Annotated in this window: 12 protein-coding genes; 5 read left to right on the top strand and 7 right to left on the bottom strand. The window is 42.2% G+C overall.

Features of this window, described 5'->3' with window-relative positions; genetic code table 11:
- Window positions 1-5 precede the first annotated feature (5 nt).
- The 3 genes from C5745_RS05130 to C5745_RS05120 all read right to left on the bottom strand — a co-directional run bounded on the left by C5745_RS05130 (window position 6) and on the right by C5745_RS05120 (window position 4,522).
- Complete coding sequence (locus tag C5745_RS05130) at window positions 6-815, bottom strand: alpha/beta hydrolase (protein WP_105715903.1); 810 nt, start codon at window positions 813-815, stop codon at window positions 6-8.
- 9 nt (window positions 816-824) lie between these two features.
- Window positions 825-1,466, bottom strand: coding sequence for a hypothetical protein (locus C5745_RS05125; RefSeq protein ID WP_105715902.1), 642 nt, complete (start codon window positions 1,464-1,466; stop codon window positions 825-827).
- A gap of 113 nt (window positions 1,467-1,579) precedes the next feature.
- Window positions 1,580-4,522 (bottom strand): FAD-binding and (Fe-S)-binding domain-containing protein, encoded by a 2,943-nt coding sequence (locus tag C5745_RS05120; RefSeq protein ID WP_317046834.1) that lies wholly within the window; start codon window positions 4,520-4,522, stop codon window positions 1,580-1,582.
- A gap of 458 nt (window positions 4,523-4,980) precedes the next feature.
- Here C5745_RS05120 and C5745_RS05115 point away from each other — a divergent pair, with 458 nt between their 5' ends.
- From C5745_RS05115 to C5745_RS05100, 4 genes are all read left to right on the top strand, one after another.
- A complete protein-coding gene (locus C5745_RS05115) occupies window positions 4,981-5,463 on the top strand; it encodes an Lrp/AsnC family transcriptional regulator (protein ID WP_105715901.1) in 483 nt (160 codons plus the stop codon).
- A 1-nt stretch (window position 5,464) separates the two neighbouring features.
- Window positions 5,465-6,565: an EamA family transporter gene (locus C5745_RS05110; RefSeq protein ID WP_105715900.1), complete on the top strand. Its 1,101-nt coding sequence runs from the start codon at window positions 5,465-5,467 to the stop codon at window positions 6,563-6,565.
- 103 nt (window positions 6,566-6,668) lie between these two features.
- Window positions 6,669-7,433: a DUF4397 domain-containing protein gene (locus tag C5745_RS05105; RefSeq protein ID WP_105715899.1), complete on the top strand. Its 765-nt coding sequence runs from the start codon at window positions 6,669-6,671 to the stop codon at window positions 7,431-7,433.
- Between the two features lie 133 nt (window positions 7,434-7,566).
- Window positions 7,567-8,523, top strand: a complete 957-nt coding sequence (locus C5745_RS05100) for a glycoside hydrolase family 43 protein (protein ID WP_105715898.1) — start codon at window positions 7,567-7,569, stop codon at window positions 8,521-8,523.
- Between the two features lie 8 nt (window positions 8,524-8,531).
- Here the strand turns inward: C5745_RS05100 and C5745_RS05095 are convergent, their stop codons facing one another.
- The 4 genes from C5745_RS05095 to C5745_RS05080 are packed head-to-tail and all read right to left on the bottom strand — an operon-like array spanning window position 8,532 to window position 11,339.
- Complete coding sequence (locus tag C5745_RS05095) at window positions 8,532-9,191, bottom strand: response regulator transcription factor (protein WP_105715897.1); 660 nt, start codon at window positions 9,189-9,191, stop codon at window positions 8,532-8,534.
- The gene (locus C5745_RS05090) at window positions 9,184-9,966 is read right to left on the bottom strand and encodes a sensor histidine kinase (RefSeq protein ID WP_105715896.1); all 783 of its coding nucleotides are present in this window, start codon (window positions 9,964-9,966) and stop codon (window positions 9,184-9,186) included. Before C5745_RS05090 ends, C5745_RS05095 begins: the two co-directional genes overlap by 8 nt.
- The gene (locus C5745_RS05085; protein ID WP_105715895.1) at window positions 9,936-10,589 is read right to left on the bottom strand and encodes a hypothetical protein; all 654 of its coding nucleotides are present in this window, start codon (window positions 10,587-10,589) and stop codon (window positions 9,936-9,938) included. The genes C5745_RS05090 and C5745_RS05085 overlap by 31 nt, the downstream gene beginning before the upstream one ends.
- A gap of 15 nt (window positions 10,590-10,604) precedes the next feature.
- Window positions 10,605-11,339, bottom strand: a complete 735-nt coding sequence (locus C5745_RS05080; protein ID WP_133166294.1) for a hypothetical protein — start codon at window positions 11,337-11,339, stop codon at window positions 10,605-10,607.
- Between the two features lie 559 nt (window positions 11,340-11,898).
- On the opposite strand from C5745_RS05080, the gene smc reads away from it, so the two are divergent.
- On the top strand, window positions 11,899-15,435 hold the full coding sequence (gene smc, locus C5745_RS05075; protein ID WP_105715893.1) for a chromosome segregation protein SMC: 3,537 nt from the start codon (window positions 11,899-11,901) through the stop codon (window positions 15,433-15,435).
- The last annotated feature ends 41 nt before the right edge of the window (window positions 15,436-15,476 follow it).

Here is a 15,476-nt window from a genome sequence, read left to right as displayed (position 1 = left end):
TACGCTTAGTTAAGAGTGACCTTTTGAAAACATTGCGCAAAAAATGCCATCTGAAAATCAATCGATCGCACCCAATACTCTCCGTTATGTTTACCTGGCATCGTAAGATAGTGATGCGCTATATTCATATAAGTAAGCTTTTCATGCAATTTATTATTCACCTCGAAAAAGAAATCTTCTGTTCCGCAATCTATGAATAATTCAAGGGATTTCGGTTTAACCAGATGGGTTAATTCGATAACTGTATGCGCATCCCAGATTTCCGGTTCTTGATGATATTCGCCTAAATGCGTCTTCATCCCCCAATTATCGGGAAAAGGACGGATATCTACACCGCCTGATGTGCTGCCCGCAAAACCAAAAAGATCCTGATTGCGGAACGCCAAATACAATGCTCCATGCCCCCCCATACTGAGTCCTGTTATTGCCCGATTAGTCCGGTCGCTTCCTACCTGATATTGCTGTTCGATAAAAGGTATTAGTTCTTTCGTAATATAGCTCTCGTACAGGTAATCATTCTTGGGTGTATCCCAATACCAGCTATTGAAACCGCCATCAGGACAAACCACCAGATATCCATAAGTATCGACAAGTTGCTCGATATGAGGCGCAGTTTTGATCCAACTAGCATAATTTCCCGAATATCCATGCAGCAAATAAAGGGTAGACGTGGCCTTTTTATTTTCGGGAGAAATAACAACAGCCTTGATGTCTTTGTTCATCAGTACACTTCGTACGTTGACCGTATCGACAGTTGCGGCATGCAACGGTAGCATACCAGCGATTGTCGCTAGTAAAAGAAAAATGTATTTCATATCTCCCTTCTACAAACCACTTGTAAATGCCGACAATATCCGCGGGTATTGCTCTCCATCTTTCGCCCACATTTTGAATGAGCGGTTATACAAATTCAATTCTGCAAACACTTCGGCTTCTTCGCCAGCACTGTTGGCAAAAAACAGCTTAAATGCATACGTTCCATTTCCGGATAAATCCACTACAGTCTTGTTGGAGGAAAATACAAGCGGTGCTAATATAGCGTCCGTCATCGCGCTATCAATTGGTTGTTTATAGAGCGTCGCCACAGCCTTCACAAATCTGTCAGACTCATCTCCGATCGAACTGAATTTGATAGCCCCTTCATGAAAGGCTTTCTCTTCGTTTACGTTTCCATCCTCAAAAACTCCTGCCGGAATATTTTTAGTTATTTCGATTTGAAGTCCAATCGTATCTTTATCATTTAAGGACTTTCCAACATATACCACAGCGGAATCCGTCTCTGTCGATTTTACTAAGGACAAGAAGATGGCTGGATTATCCGTCGTGGACGTTGCTACATACTGCCTAAGGTTCGCCGTCAGGGCATCTTCGGTTGCATTTTCGTTACCCTTTTGGTTATTTCCACAGCTTATTAATGTTGAGGCCAACATCATAACCGCTGTCGCTTGTAAAATTGTACTTTTCATATTCCAAACGTATTATTTATTGAATAAATACAAACCTAAATAAAATGCTTAGCATTCACGAATCCAATGTTAAATGAGTTTCATGCTTGCCGATGCGTAACTCTTCTGTAAAGTTACTGTATTAAAGCATCATATAATATTTCTACGGGATGATAAGATCTTCGTCCCGTTCCGTCCTTGATTTGATGACGGCAAGACGTTCCTGCAGCAGCAATCAGCGTGTCTTCATCTGTTGCACGCACTGTCGGCAAAAGTACAAGTTCCCCTACTTTCATGGACACCTCATAGTGCTCCTCCTCATACCCAAATGACCCGGCCATTCCACAACAGCCCGAAGGTATAATTTCCACACCGTAATTTTGGGGAAACGACAATAGTCTCTCCGTATAACCAACCAAATGAAAGGCTTTTTGATAACAATGTCCGTGCAGCTTGACCTTCTTCGCCACCTTCGTAAACTGCTCCTGATGAATCCTACCGGCGTCTATCTCCCTAACAAGAAACTCATCAATCATCCATGTCCGATCGGCTAACTTGCGCGCCGCTTCATACATATGCGGACCAACTAACTCGACGTACTCGTCTCTAAAAGTGATAATAGCAGAAGGTTCTATCCCCAGAAGGGGCGCCTCTTCTGTAATCAAATCTTTTAAGAGCTCTACGTTTCTTTCAGCTATCTTTTTAGCTTCCTTTACAAAACCCTTAGACAGGTATGTACGTCCGCTTTCCACGTGTTTTGGTATAATAACTTCATACCCCAACGATGTCAGTAATTTATAAGCTGTTATACCAATAGCCGTATCGTTATATTCCGTAAACTCATCGCTGAACAAATACACCTTTCGCTTGTGGCTTTTGACAGGTTGCTTCCGAACCCATTTAGATAACGTCGTAAAATTAACGGTTGGCAACGAACGTTTAGGAGCAAAACCTACCACAGATTTTACCATATTCGCAAGAACCGGTGTTTTGACTATCAAGTTATACAGCGGTGCAACATAAGACCCTAAACGCTGGCTTTTGGTAAAATTGGCGATGACTGAAGAGCGGAATGGCACGCCATGTGCATGATAATAATGTTGCAAAAACTCCGCTTTCATCTTAGCGACATCTACCCGCGATGGGCATTCGCTTTTACAAGCTTTGCAACTCAAACACAAATCCATCACCTCCTTTATTTCCTCGTGGTCAAACCGATTTGCTTTTGTCGAATTTGTCAGAAATTGACGAAGCATATTTGCCCTTGCCCTCGTAGTATCTTTTTCGTTCCGGGTCGCCATAAATGATGGACACATCGTGCCTCCAGTGATTTCTGTTTTCCGGCAATCACCCGAACCGGAACATTTTTCTGCTAGACGTAGAATACCCTCGTCTTTTGTAAAATCAAAATAGGTTTTTATCTGCTTGCCATCCACTACCTTATCATAGCGCAAAGAAGTATCCATCGGCGGGGTATTAACAATCTTATTCGCATTAAACACGCCGCGAGGATCGAAAATTGCCTTTGTCTCCTGCAACAATTGGTACACCTGTTCACCCAACACCTTCCCGATAAATTCACCTCGCAAACGCCCATCACCATGTTCGCCGCTCAAAGAACCATTGTACTTCAAAACCAAATCCGTGGTACGTTCCAAGATTGATCGGAATTTATGACGCCCTTGTGTCGTTTTGAGATTAATAAATGGCTCAATATGCAACTCTCCCGCTCCTGCATGCGCATAATAAGAAGCATGCACATTTTCCTCCTCCAGCAAGACCTGGATATCTTTTACGTATGCCGGTAGATCTTCAGGTGAAACAGCACAGTCTTCAATGAGATTAACCGGTTGTTCATCACCTGGAAGATTCCGTATCAAGCCCAGTCCTGCTTTACGCACATCCCAGACCAAATTTGTTTCCTGGACGCCAACAACAAAAGGATAGGCATAGCCCAATCCCTTGTCGACTAGATCTTTTTTCAATGCATCTGCTTTTCGATAAAGCGTAGCCTCATCATCCGCTCGAAACTCGATAATCAGCAGTGCTTGCGGATCACCTTCAATGAAAAAGCGATTATATTGATATGTCGGGTGCCCCACTGTAAAATCCAATATGTATTTATCAACCAACTCCGAAGCTTCGGGATGGTGAGACAGCGCAACGATATTACCCTCCATACATTCCACCATGTCAGCAAAATGCACGCATAATAAACCAATTTCCTTGGGCGGAAGTGGCATTAAGCGTAATTTCGCTTCGGTCACAATGCCAATAGTCCCCTCCGATCCTGCCAACAACTCACATAAGTTGAACGACTTCTCGTCATCCACCAAAAAATCCAACGCATATCCCGTATTTCGCCGGGTCAAGGTCTTTTTAGGATATCCCGATACTATTGCCTCCTTATTTTCCGGAAGCGATAACAATGCATTCAGTTTTCGGTAAATTTCGCCCTCCCGCGTCTGAGAAGCCAATTTCTCGAAAAGAGCAGCCCCGTCCAACGCCTCAAAAACAACCTCTGACGTATCATCGAGCAACACCTTAGCCTCTAATAAGCACTTGCGCGTATCTCCCCAAACGATGGAATGTAAGCCGGAGGAATTATTACCAATCATACCACCGATCATCGCACGACTTGCTGTAGAAGTTTCTGGACCAAACATTAATCCATGCGCCCGAAGATAGTTATTCAGATCATCACGGATTACACCGGGCTGTACACGCACCCAACGCTCACTCACGTTCAGCTCCAATATCTGATTAAAACAGTGCGATACATCGACGACTATGCCGCTCCCTACTACCTGGCCTGCCAGTGAGGTGCCGGCTGTCCGTGGAATAAGTGTCAAACGCTGTTCACCCGCGAATAAAATAAGGTTTTTTAAATCTTCCTTGCCTTGTGGAATCGCCACTGCCAGGGGGACTTCCTGATATACAGAAGCATCGGTGGCGTAAGCCAACCGCATCGTCTGATGCTGTGGATTTTCGGGCAAATAAAACAGCTCTCCCATTAGCAGGGAAGAAAGTCGGTTTAGTTCTTGTATAATCTGCACGTTTGTTTTATAGTTTGACAAAAAACAAATTTATGTTCTTTTTTCCGTAAAAAGAACCAAAACCTCGTCCTTCGAATGTTTTACATAAGGGATCGTACTAAGGATGAGTTTGTACAATTGTAAAACATTCGGATGGACATTTTAATGTTAAGGAGGGGTCATGCAATTGTATTGTCCCATCCTTAACCTCTAAACGCCACATGTAAAATTTTGATAACTGTAGAGATATTATCTTTGTACTATCCCATCCTATCAAAATTTTAAAGTGGCGACTTTTTTTGTTTCCTTTTTTTGAGAGAAAAAAAGGAAAAGCCAGTCGCGGCTCGAGCGACAAAGAAGCTATCGAAAGAAACCCTTTCTTCAAATCATTAATTTTAAAAAAAATAAACAATAATCATTAATATGCAATTTTAAAAGAATATTATTCTGCATACATTGTTATGTTTTGAATATTATCCACAAACACTTATCTTTGCAGCATGGCAACAAAACTGGAATTCAGCTTAGATCAGATTGATTATCAGATTCTTCGAATCATGCAAGAAAACGCACGCACGAACAATGCAGATATCGCGCGAGAGCTGGGAATGGCACCCTCCGCTATCCTAGAGCGGGTCAAGAAATTGGAGCAAAAACAAGTTATTCTTCAGTATAATGCGAAAATCAATCCAGATGCCCTCGACCAAAAGCTATTGTCCTTTATTTTCATTAAGGCACAAGATCCAATAGGAACGCAGAAAGTCGGCTTGCTCTTAGCGAAAATCCCCGAAGTGCAAGAAGTACATGATATTGCAGGAGACGACGGATATCTAGTTAAGGTACGTACAAATGATGCGGCCGGCTTAGTAGATTTGATGCGCAATTCACTGGGAAAAATAGAGGAGATTATTTCCACACGCACCACTATTGTGTTAGAAACGGTAAAAGAAGAACAAAAACTTGTTATTCCGACAGAAGATTAATATGACAAAAGGAAATCAACGTATGCCTACTACAGGCAGTATTATTTTTGCTTACCTCGTGGTATACATTGTATGGGGCTCTACCTTTTTCTTTATCGAAAAAGCGTTGCGGAGCTTTAGTCCCTTTGTATTAGGCTCTATTCGCTTTATAATAGCCGGCTCGCTGTTAATGGGATTTTGCTATTTTAAAGGATACAAACTCTTTGCAAAAACAGCTGTCAAAGATGCTCTGTTTGTTGGTTTTCTCTTGCTATTCGTTGACATGGCTGCAATTATTTGGGCTGAGCAGTATATTTCGAGCGCCATTGTCACTATTATCGCCGCAGCGACAGCTATATGGTTTGTAGTTTTTGACAAGCCGAAATGGAAAGAGAATTTCTCTAGCTTACCTACCGTGCTAGGGTTGATTTTTGGTTTTTTGGGTGTTTTTATGTTGTTTGCTGAACAACTTTTCGCACAGGAGGATACCTCGGGGGATAAAAACATAAAAATTACAGCCATGTTCGTACTGGTGTTCGGAACTATTGCTTGGACGGTAGGATCTCTTATATCAAAATATAGCAAAGAAAAAAGAACACGACAGATGCAGGAACGTGGAGAAGAAGATGTGCACATCATGGTAAAAACGGCTTGGCAAATGGTCTGTGCTGGCATCGCCTTTACCGTAGTCGCCAGCATAAATGGTGAATATCGCCGTTTTCAAATACAGGACGTACTCCCGGAAGACTGGGGCGGAATTATCTACCTAGCTACTATGGGTTCGATTTTGGCTTTCGGTAGTTATATATGGTTATTACAGCACAGACCTGCAACGGAAGTCAGTACACACGCATATATAAATCCCATCGTTGCCTTGGTGCTTGCACACTATTTCACCGACCACCATGTCACCTCATTGCAGATTATAGGATTATTTATCGTATTAGGCAGCGTTTTGCTAATGAACTGGAATCTGTACAAAAACAATAAAAAAGTTAAAGTCTACAAACGTGCGAAACGGATAAAGAAACTACGAGAATTAGCGTCACATAGTAGTATCCCTCGCATTATGGCGCTTTCTAACTTTAATCAAAAACACGAAAAGAAAAAAGAACGTCTATAATTCATTATCCATCCAACGAATATATATGTGATAAAATTTTTTTTAGCTGTAGCATTTTCTTGCCCGTACCCGTATTAATTCCAAAATATATCGAGCAAATACAATGAAAAAGTTATCTCTACAATTTTGTTTGTTGTTACTTATCAGCGTCTTCACATTTAGCAGTTGCCTGAAAGATAATGATGATGGTCCATGGAATGACATGCCCGCAGCTGGTGTCATGTATTTCGTAAATAGTTTCCCTGATGCAACTTCCGGCCTAACGTACCGTTTAGACGGCAATGTCATTAGCAACCCGCTAAACGGTGTGCCGATGATATTAGAATATCAAAAATTTTCTGGCGCACAGCTGTTACGCCCTGGTAATCGTAAATTAACAATAGCAAGCTATAACGCTAATCAAAGCGCTTTGGTAGACACGACGCTGACCATTAAGATAGACAGCGGCTATACTTCTTTTGTATATGGCACAGCAGAACAGCCAATATTTGCCATGGCGCAGGATAAAGTCGTCGAAAACTTAGGTGAGAATGAATCCGGTATACGGTTCATGAACATGGCAGACGGCGTAGGCGCTGTCAATTTACTTATTGAAGGGGAAGATGAGCCATTGTACAGTAATCGACCCATTGAAACAGGATCTTCGGTGGTAGAACATCAAGCCTTCCAAGCACAAACAAGCGGTACTTATACGCTTAAAGTCACTGATGCAAGTGGCAACGTGCTAGCAACAAGAGAAAGAAGGGAATTAAAGAAAAGCGAATTAATCAGTGGTCAACGGTATCACTCTTACTACACCATTATGTTGACCGGCAAAGCCGGTGACGAGAATACACCATTATACATCGGCGTAGTGGAACACCGTTAATTACCATCCCATATGCGGTAGAGATGCAAACCCAAAGGGAGCCCCTGCATCTCTACCTTAATACAATTAGGATTATAAATACACAAAAAAACAGATTGTTTTTTTATCTTTAAAAACAAATAATCCTATTCATATGAACAAAGTAAAATTTTTCACCTGTTTTTATTTCCTATTGGCATGGTTAGGTTTGTCTGCACAGCAGAATCCCGTCTTTCCAGGATGGTATGCTGATCCTGAAGGTATCATATACGACAATACCTATTGGATTTTTCCGACCTACTCCGCACCTTACGAAGAACAAGTGTTTTTCGATGCTTTTTCATCTAAAGATTTAGTCAACTGGCAAAAACATCATCGAATAATTGATACATCGGAAGTGAAATGGGCAAATAAAGCTATGTGGGCGCCGGGTATTATAGAAAAGGGTGGTAAATATTATTTTTTCTTTAGCGCGAACGATGTCCACGAAGGGGAAATCGGCGGTATAGGCGTGTCTGTTGCTGACAAGCCAGAAGGTCCATACAAAGACCTATTAGGCAAGCCTTTAATTAATGATATTGTTAACGGAGCACAGCCTATTGATCAATTTGTATTTAAAGATAAAGACGGTCAGTATTACATGTACTATGGTGGATGGAAACATTGTAATGTCGTAAAGCTCAGCGATGACTTCAGAAGCTTAGTACCTTTTGACGACGGCACCATTTATAAAGAAGTAACGCCCGAGAATTATGTAGAGGGACCTTTCATGTTTATCCGAAACAACAAATACTATTTCATGTGGTCAGAAGGTGGTTGGGGCGGCCCTGATTATAAAGTTGCCTACGCTATAGCAGACAATCCCTTCGGTCCGTTTGAGCGCATCGGCACCATTCTCGAACAAGATAAAGATATTGCGACGGGCGCTGGGCATCATTCCGTTATCAAAATCCCGAACGAAGACACCTATTATATCGTTTACCATCGCAGACCTTTAGATAAAACTGGAGCCAACGAACGGGAAACCTCTATTGACCGTATGACTTTCGACGAACAAGGCTACATCAATCCTGTGAAAATGACGTTTGAAGGGGTTAAGCATCCTTTATAGGAGCACCCCTAATCTAATTTAACAATTCCATTTTTGATGGCATACATAGCTAGACCGGTCCGGGTTTTCAGCTGTAGTTTTTCGCACACAGCATTCCTGTAGCCCTCTACCGTACGGACGCTGACACACATTTCGTCGGCAATTTCTGCGTAACTCTTTTCGGAGCAGATCTGCCTGAGAAATTCCGTCTCGCGATCCGTGAGCTTGACAAACGTTCGAAAGTCTCCGTCCCCAGTCAAGGACTGAATGGAAAGCAGTACCTTGCGCGTAATCAGTTCGTTAAAGAAATAGCCTATCGTCAGCACCTCTTCAAATGCCCGTTTGAGCTCACTGGGCTCGGCATCTTTAAGCACATAGCCTTTGGCGCCATGCCGGATCATTTTGATGATAGCGGATTCGGCATCCATGGTGCTGAGTGCAAGTATTTTGACAGCCGGGTGGTTGATCCGTAACCATTCAGCCGTCGCATAGCCGTCCATTTCAGGCATGCTGATATCGAGCAGGACAATATCGGGCAATTGCTCCCGTTGTAATCGATGAATGAGATCGCGTCCGTTCGAAGCCTCCAAGATGACTTTGTAGCCTAGAAAGCAATTGATGAGCCCTGCCAGCCCCTTGCGGAAAAGAGCATGATCATCCACGATGGCGATATATTTGATATTAGTCATAAGGAACATGTAATATAATAGTTGTACCTTCTCCCGAGGCGCTATTGATATCAACGAGACCACCCATAAGCGCCGCCCGGGTTTTGATGTTTTGTAGGCCGAGGCCTCCTGTCGCGGCTTTTTCGGTATCGAAACCGAGACCGTTATCATGGATATGAATGCGCAACCCGCTGTCGCGAAAGTCGAACAAGACGTCTATTTCAGTAGCCTGCGCGTGTTTCAAGATATTCTGTAGACTTTCCTGCACGATGCGAAAAGCGATGGTCTTACTTTGCTCAGGAAGAGGATGCTCCTCGCCTACCGTACGTAGGTGGCATTGCATCAAACCGTTGCGCCCAATACGCTGCAGTTCCTGGCTAACAGCCTGCGTTAGCGGTATCCATTGCAACCGTTCACTGCTCAGGCTTTTGGCGATGTCGCGCAGATCTGTCATGGCCTGCCCTACGTTGGACTTGATATCTTCGAGCAGATCCTTGTCGGCGGTGGCACTTTGCCCGGCAATGTTCAGCTGTACCTTGGCTAAGCTCAGCAGTTGCCCCACGTTATCGTGTATCTCTCGACTGATGGAATCAAAGGTCTCCTCTTGCATTTCCAGTCGCGATTCCAACAATTGCTTCTGGTAGGCTTCGGACATCGCCTTTTTCTCTTCCCGGTAACGGAATTTTCGGCGTTGATGGTTGAACATGATCAACACCATCACGCACAGCAAAGCCATAAACAGCAAGACAACCGTGATAATAACGGCTAAGATTTCTTGATAATGGTCAACTGGCATATAAAAGCATAGGTGAACAGCGAATACATCACGATATTGGAGATTTGTAAGGGTATTTTCAGAATATAGGCCAAATCAACATGAAGATTAGCCAAAAAATTGAACATGCCCATATAAGGCACACTACATACATAAAAGAAAACCAAACCAATGGCAATCCAGAACTCGCTATTATAACGTAATATAACAGGCTCATCTGCTGCCAGTAGTTCGTAACAATAGATAACCGCCCACAGAATCGTGCACACACCCCCTACTACAAATACATAACTATTCCATTCGTTAAATTCAAAGACAAAGAACACTAACAGATACCAAAATACTGGGTACAGATACAGAAAGACCTGAATCACTTTTCGAACCTTGCACGATTGAATAATCTGCTGAAAATAATAAGCAAACGCTAGATATTGCACAAGGTGAAAGAAGTTGTACATCTGCACGTTTGTTTTATCCGGCATAAATTCCATTTTATAGAAAACACTCCACTCCACTAAGCCTGTGTATAGCACCACTAAAGCGATTACAGCAATAGAAGAATGTAACCCTCGCTTTAGGCTAACGATAGCCGTCAATACAGCCAGGGTTAGAACTCCTAAGTAGATATAATACGTGATATTCATCAAATATAAAGGCTACTATATCTCCCCTCGAGGTGGCGGTGGAGGAATAGGATTGCCACTATTCAAACCACTGACACCCTGGCTCTTCGCAGCAACCAATCCTTTGACAATGCCTTGGTTTTGGATCGCAATGGTACCGAGATATCGCTCGCGATCAATTGTCTCGAAATCAGTTTCCTGGTTGCTTTTGTCAACATAGGTGAAGAGGATCGTGAGGCGCTGTAGAATTCTGTCTTTTTTATCCCGAGCAATGCGTTCTTCGGTCTCTTCATCGCCTAACGACAGGATTTTGGTGGTGATGCCGGTAACGGTACCGCGTGCGGCCTGGTAAGCAATTTCCCGCCTTATTTCACTAATTGTCTCCTTATTGAAATGAACAAGCTCCGTTTCTCCGTATGTAGCATCCGTGGTTTTGTCCAAAACTGTCTTTATACCCTTTTTATAATTGTTTTTCAACTCCTCTACGTCGATACGGTTAGCTATTTTAGCGAACGAGCCATCCGGATTCAATTGATAGTAATCCCCCACATCCTTAAAATTCTCGTCGGCCCGAACAAACAGCAACCGCAACGCGGCTTCATCCTGTTTTTCCGCGGCGAAATGAACATTGATACCCGAATCTTTGGAGAGGTTTTCGATAACCTCAAGGAAGCGCTTTACAGGCGTATTGGTGAACTGCTCGGTTATATTGGGGTAGCCCGCTTTAGATAGAGCCTCTTTTTTGTGTATAGAGAACCAATCGGCTCGCATTTCAACATAGGTTTTTTGAATGAAGACGTTTGAAGGGAGGGGTTGATAATTTTCAGCTAGTTTTGTTTCAGCTATGCTAGTGCTGATATCCGGCAAAATTGAAAAATTCTCCGAATGACAACTAATTAAGCTAGTCAAAAAAAAGCAACCTAATGATAGTTTGATGAAGTGACACATGGTTTTTGTTATTAATGTTTAAAAATGTTGTTAGTTAAATGTAGTCCCAAGTTACCATAATATTTTATGTTTTACAATAGGTATTCAAAATGGCATAAACAGCTTACCCTATTTACAAGAAAGAATAACTCTTCTGCCATCTTAAAAAACATTTTCTTGATTTCTATAACTTTGCTTTATTAAATACCGAGATAGCAACATGTGCAAGTATCACATAGCTACCAAAATTCAAAATTGCTTGACGTTCTGGATTTTCATCCCGATAGTCGACTAGAAGAGATACTAAATTTGTCTAAACTACTCATAAGCATTACGCTTTTTAATTCTGCCTAAAAAACTGTATTTTCGCCTGTTTATTTTTTTGAGAAATAAGGCATAACATATGCAGTTAGTAAAATTAGAGATTAAAGGATTTAAGAGCTTCGGGGATAAGATTACCATTAACTTTAACGAAGGTGTCACCGCTATTGTTGGACCCAACGGATGTGGCAAATCGAACGTTGTGGATGCTATTCGGTGGGTTTTAGGTGAACAGAGTACACGAATGTTGCGTTCGGAAAAGATGGAAAACATCATCTTTAACGGAACCGCAAACCGGAAGCCCGCAAACTTGGCCGAAGTATCCTTAACCTTTGAGAACGATAACAAACTGCTCCCGACCGAATTTTCGACCGTTACCATTACCCGTAAACTTTATCGAAATGGCGATAGCGAATACCGTTTGAACGATGTGAAATGCCGCTTAAAAGATATTACCGACCTCTTTTTAGACACCGGTTTAGGCGCAGACACCTACTCGATTATTGAACTGAAGATGATTGATGAAATCATCAACAATAAAGACAACTCTCGCCGAAATCTGTTTGAGGAAGCATCCGGTATTTCCAAATACAAGGTACGGAAAAAGCAGACCTTGTCCAAACTCAAGGACACGGAAGCCGATTTGGACCGAGTCGATGATCTTCTTTATGAGATCAACAAGAATTTAAAACAACTCGAAACGCAGGCCAAGAAAGCCGATAAATATTTTCAACTTAAAGAGGAATACCGCGAAGCCAGCGTTGGACTAGCGTATTACCGTTTGGACGGGTTCAGCACGGATTTGGAACGCATCGCCGAACAAGAACATGCGCAGCAAGAACGTATCAAGCAAACATCGGCCAAGATTGAAAGTCACGAAAACCAGCTACGCACCTTACGCGAAGATATTCTCGCCAAAGAAAAAAACCTAGCGACACAACAAAAGAGCACAAACGAGTATGTCAACAAAATTCGTTCTTACGAATCGGATAAAAAGATAAAAAATGAACGTATCATTCATTTGCAGGAAAAAGAGACCCGAATCACAGCTGAACTTAACAACGACAAAAAGCAACTAGAGCACGTTCAATATACACTAAAAAGACTGAATGAAGAGCTTTTTGAGGAACAAGGAAAACTGGATGTTTTTCGATTAGATATCGACCGTAACCAAACGGAAGTAGAAGAACTTCGGGGACAACAATCATCGGCAAAAGCGAAGCTAGACAGTTTTACCCAACAGAACAGCGAGCTGCAGAACAGCATTTATAAATTAGAAAAAGATATTGCTGTTCTAAACATCCAAAAGGAAGCTTTACAACAGGAATCGGTACGTACGATGACGGATGCTTCCGCTAAGGTGGAAGAACTCAATGAGTTCAACAAAGCCGTGGACGATCTGGAAGAACGAGTGGAACAGCAACAAAGCCAATACGATGCTGCTATGCAAGCTGAAAACGCGTTGCAACAACAGATCCAATCCGTTGAAGAACAATTGAATGAAACACGTGCGCAATTAAATCGAGAATCTCGTTTGGTAGACGCAAAGCAAAACGAATATAACCTTACCAAGTCTCTAGTGGATAACCTCGAGGGTTTCCCAGAATCCATTAAATTTTTACGCAAAAACGCCGGTTGGAAGAAGTCATACCCTCTCTTTTCGGATATTCTCTTTTGTAAAGAGGAATATCGGGTGGCTATCGAAAACTACCTGGAGTCGGTCATGAACCATTATGTGGTACAAGACCAAAAAGAAGCCGTGCAGGCCATTCAATTACTGAGCGACGCATCCCGCGGAAAAGCAAACTTTTTCGTGTTAGATGCTATTCAGGCGGTCAAAACCAAACCACAAACGCCTGAAAATACGATTCCTGCTTTAGAGGTTGTTAAAGTCGATAAAAAATACAGCTTACTCTGCGAGCAACTGTTGCAACATGTATTTTTACTAAAAACCGAAGCTTCAGATAGCTTAGAAGAAGCCTTACCAAATGGCGATTTGGTCATCTTGCATCCCGAGGGAAAGTTCTCTAAAAACCGCTTAGGCCTAAATGGAGGTTCCGTTGGCCTATTTGAAGGGAAACGTATTGGTCGGGCGAAAAATCTGGAAAGCCTTACCAAAGAGATCAAGGAGCTCAACCATAAAATCGAAAAATTACAGCAGGACGAGGCGGATAACGTCAACAAATTAGCCACATTGCGCGTTGCCTCGCAAAAAGATATTATCGATGAACTTCGTATGGTATTAAATCGTTTAAACAACGAGTTGATTTCCGTAAAAACCAAACAAGAACAATATCAAACATTCATTGCCAACAGTCAGCACCGTAAACAGGATATTGAAAGCAAGATTACAGTAATCCAGTACGAGCTGCAAAAAGCAGAGCCGGAGTTACAGATATTGAAAGTAGAGGCAGAATCGGGGCAAAAGCAATTAACAGAATTGCAAAATGCCTATGCTGAAATTGCCGAGACCCTAAACGAAAAGTCGGCATCGTTCAATCAGGAAAACATCCGTTTCCACCAGCAGCAAAATAAAGTTTCCAGCTTGCAAAAAGATTTGGAATATAGAGAAAGTCAACAAGAAGCTTTCGAAGCTAGGATAGCGAAAAATTCGTTGGAGTACGAACAGGTGAAAGTAGATATGAAAGATACCTCTCACATTGCGGATCATAACGACGAAGATCTAGTGGCGATGTATGCGCAAAAAGAGGAATTGGAAAAAGGTCTTCAAGAAATCGAAGAAGACTTCTATACCACACGCCGGATGATTAACGAATTGGAAGAAGAAATAACCAAATTACGTCGTAGCAAAGATCAAGATGATTTTCTATTATCCGAATTAAAAGATAAGAAGACCGCTTTACAGATTGACCTTAATAGTTTGAAAGAGCGTTTATCGGTCGAGTTTAACATTGATATCCAGTCATTGCTCGAAGGAGACATGCCAGAGATTTCCGCCAGTCAAGAGGAATTGGCAACAGCTTGCGACAAATTCAAAAAGCAGTTAGATGCATATGGTTCCATCAATCCGATGGCAAAAGAAGCATACGACGAAATACAGGAACGGCACGACTTTATTGCCAAAGAGAAAAATGACTTGCTTGATGCGAAAGCCTCGTTGATGGCGACTATCAACGAGATAGACCAAACGGCCAACGACAAATTTATGCACGCGTTCAATACCGTTCGTGAAAACTTTGTGCATGTATTTCGTTCCCTGTTTAATCAAGAAGATTCGTGCGACATGGTATTAACCGATCCTGCCAATCCGTTGGAATCAGATATTGACATTATTGCACGTCCGAAAGGCAAGCGGCCGTTGTCGATTAACCAATTATCCGGTGGAGAGAAAACCCTGACCGCAACAGCGTTATTATTCTCGTTATACCTTCTAAAACCAGCTCCATTCTGTATATTCGACGAAGTGGATGCCCCATTGGACGACACCAACATCGACAAGTTCAATAATATCATTAAAGATTTCTCGAAGAACTCACAGTTTATCATCGTTTCGCACAACAAACGAACGATTGCGAGCACGGATATTATTTACGGAGTGACCATGGTCGAGCAAGGGGTTTCACGTGTAGTACCGGTAGATCTGCGGGATGTAGCATAATCTTGACGAACCGATTACAATCTGATAAGTTAATCGGTTCG

Origin of the sequence: Sphingobacterium haloxyli (genome assembly GCF_002980525.1) — a bacterium.
Taxonomy (GTDB): domain Bacteria; phylum Bacteroidota; class Bacteroidia; order Sphingobacteriales; family Sphingobacteriaceae; genus Sphingobacterium; species Sphingobacterium haloxyli.
This window is presented reverse-complemented; position numbering and strand designations above follow the sequence as displayed.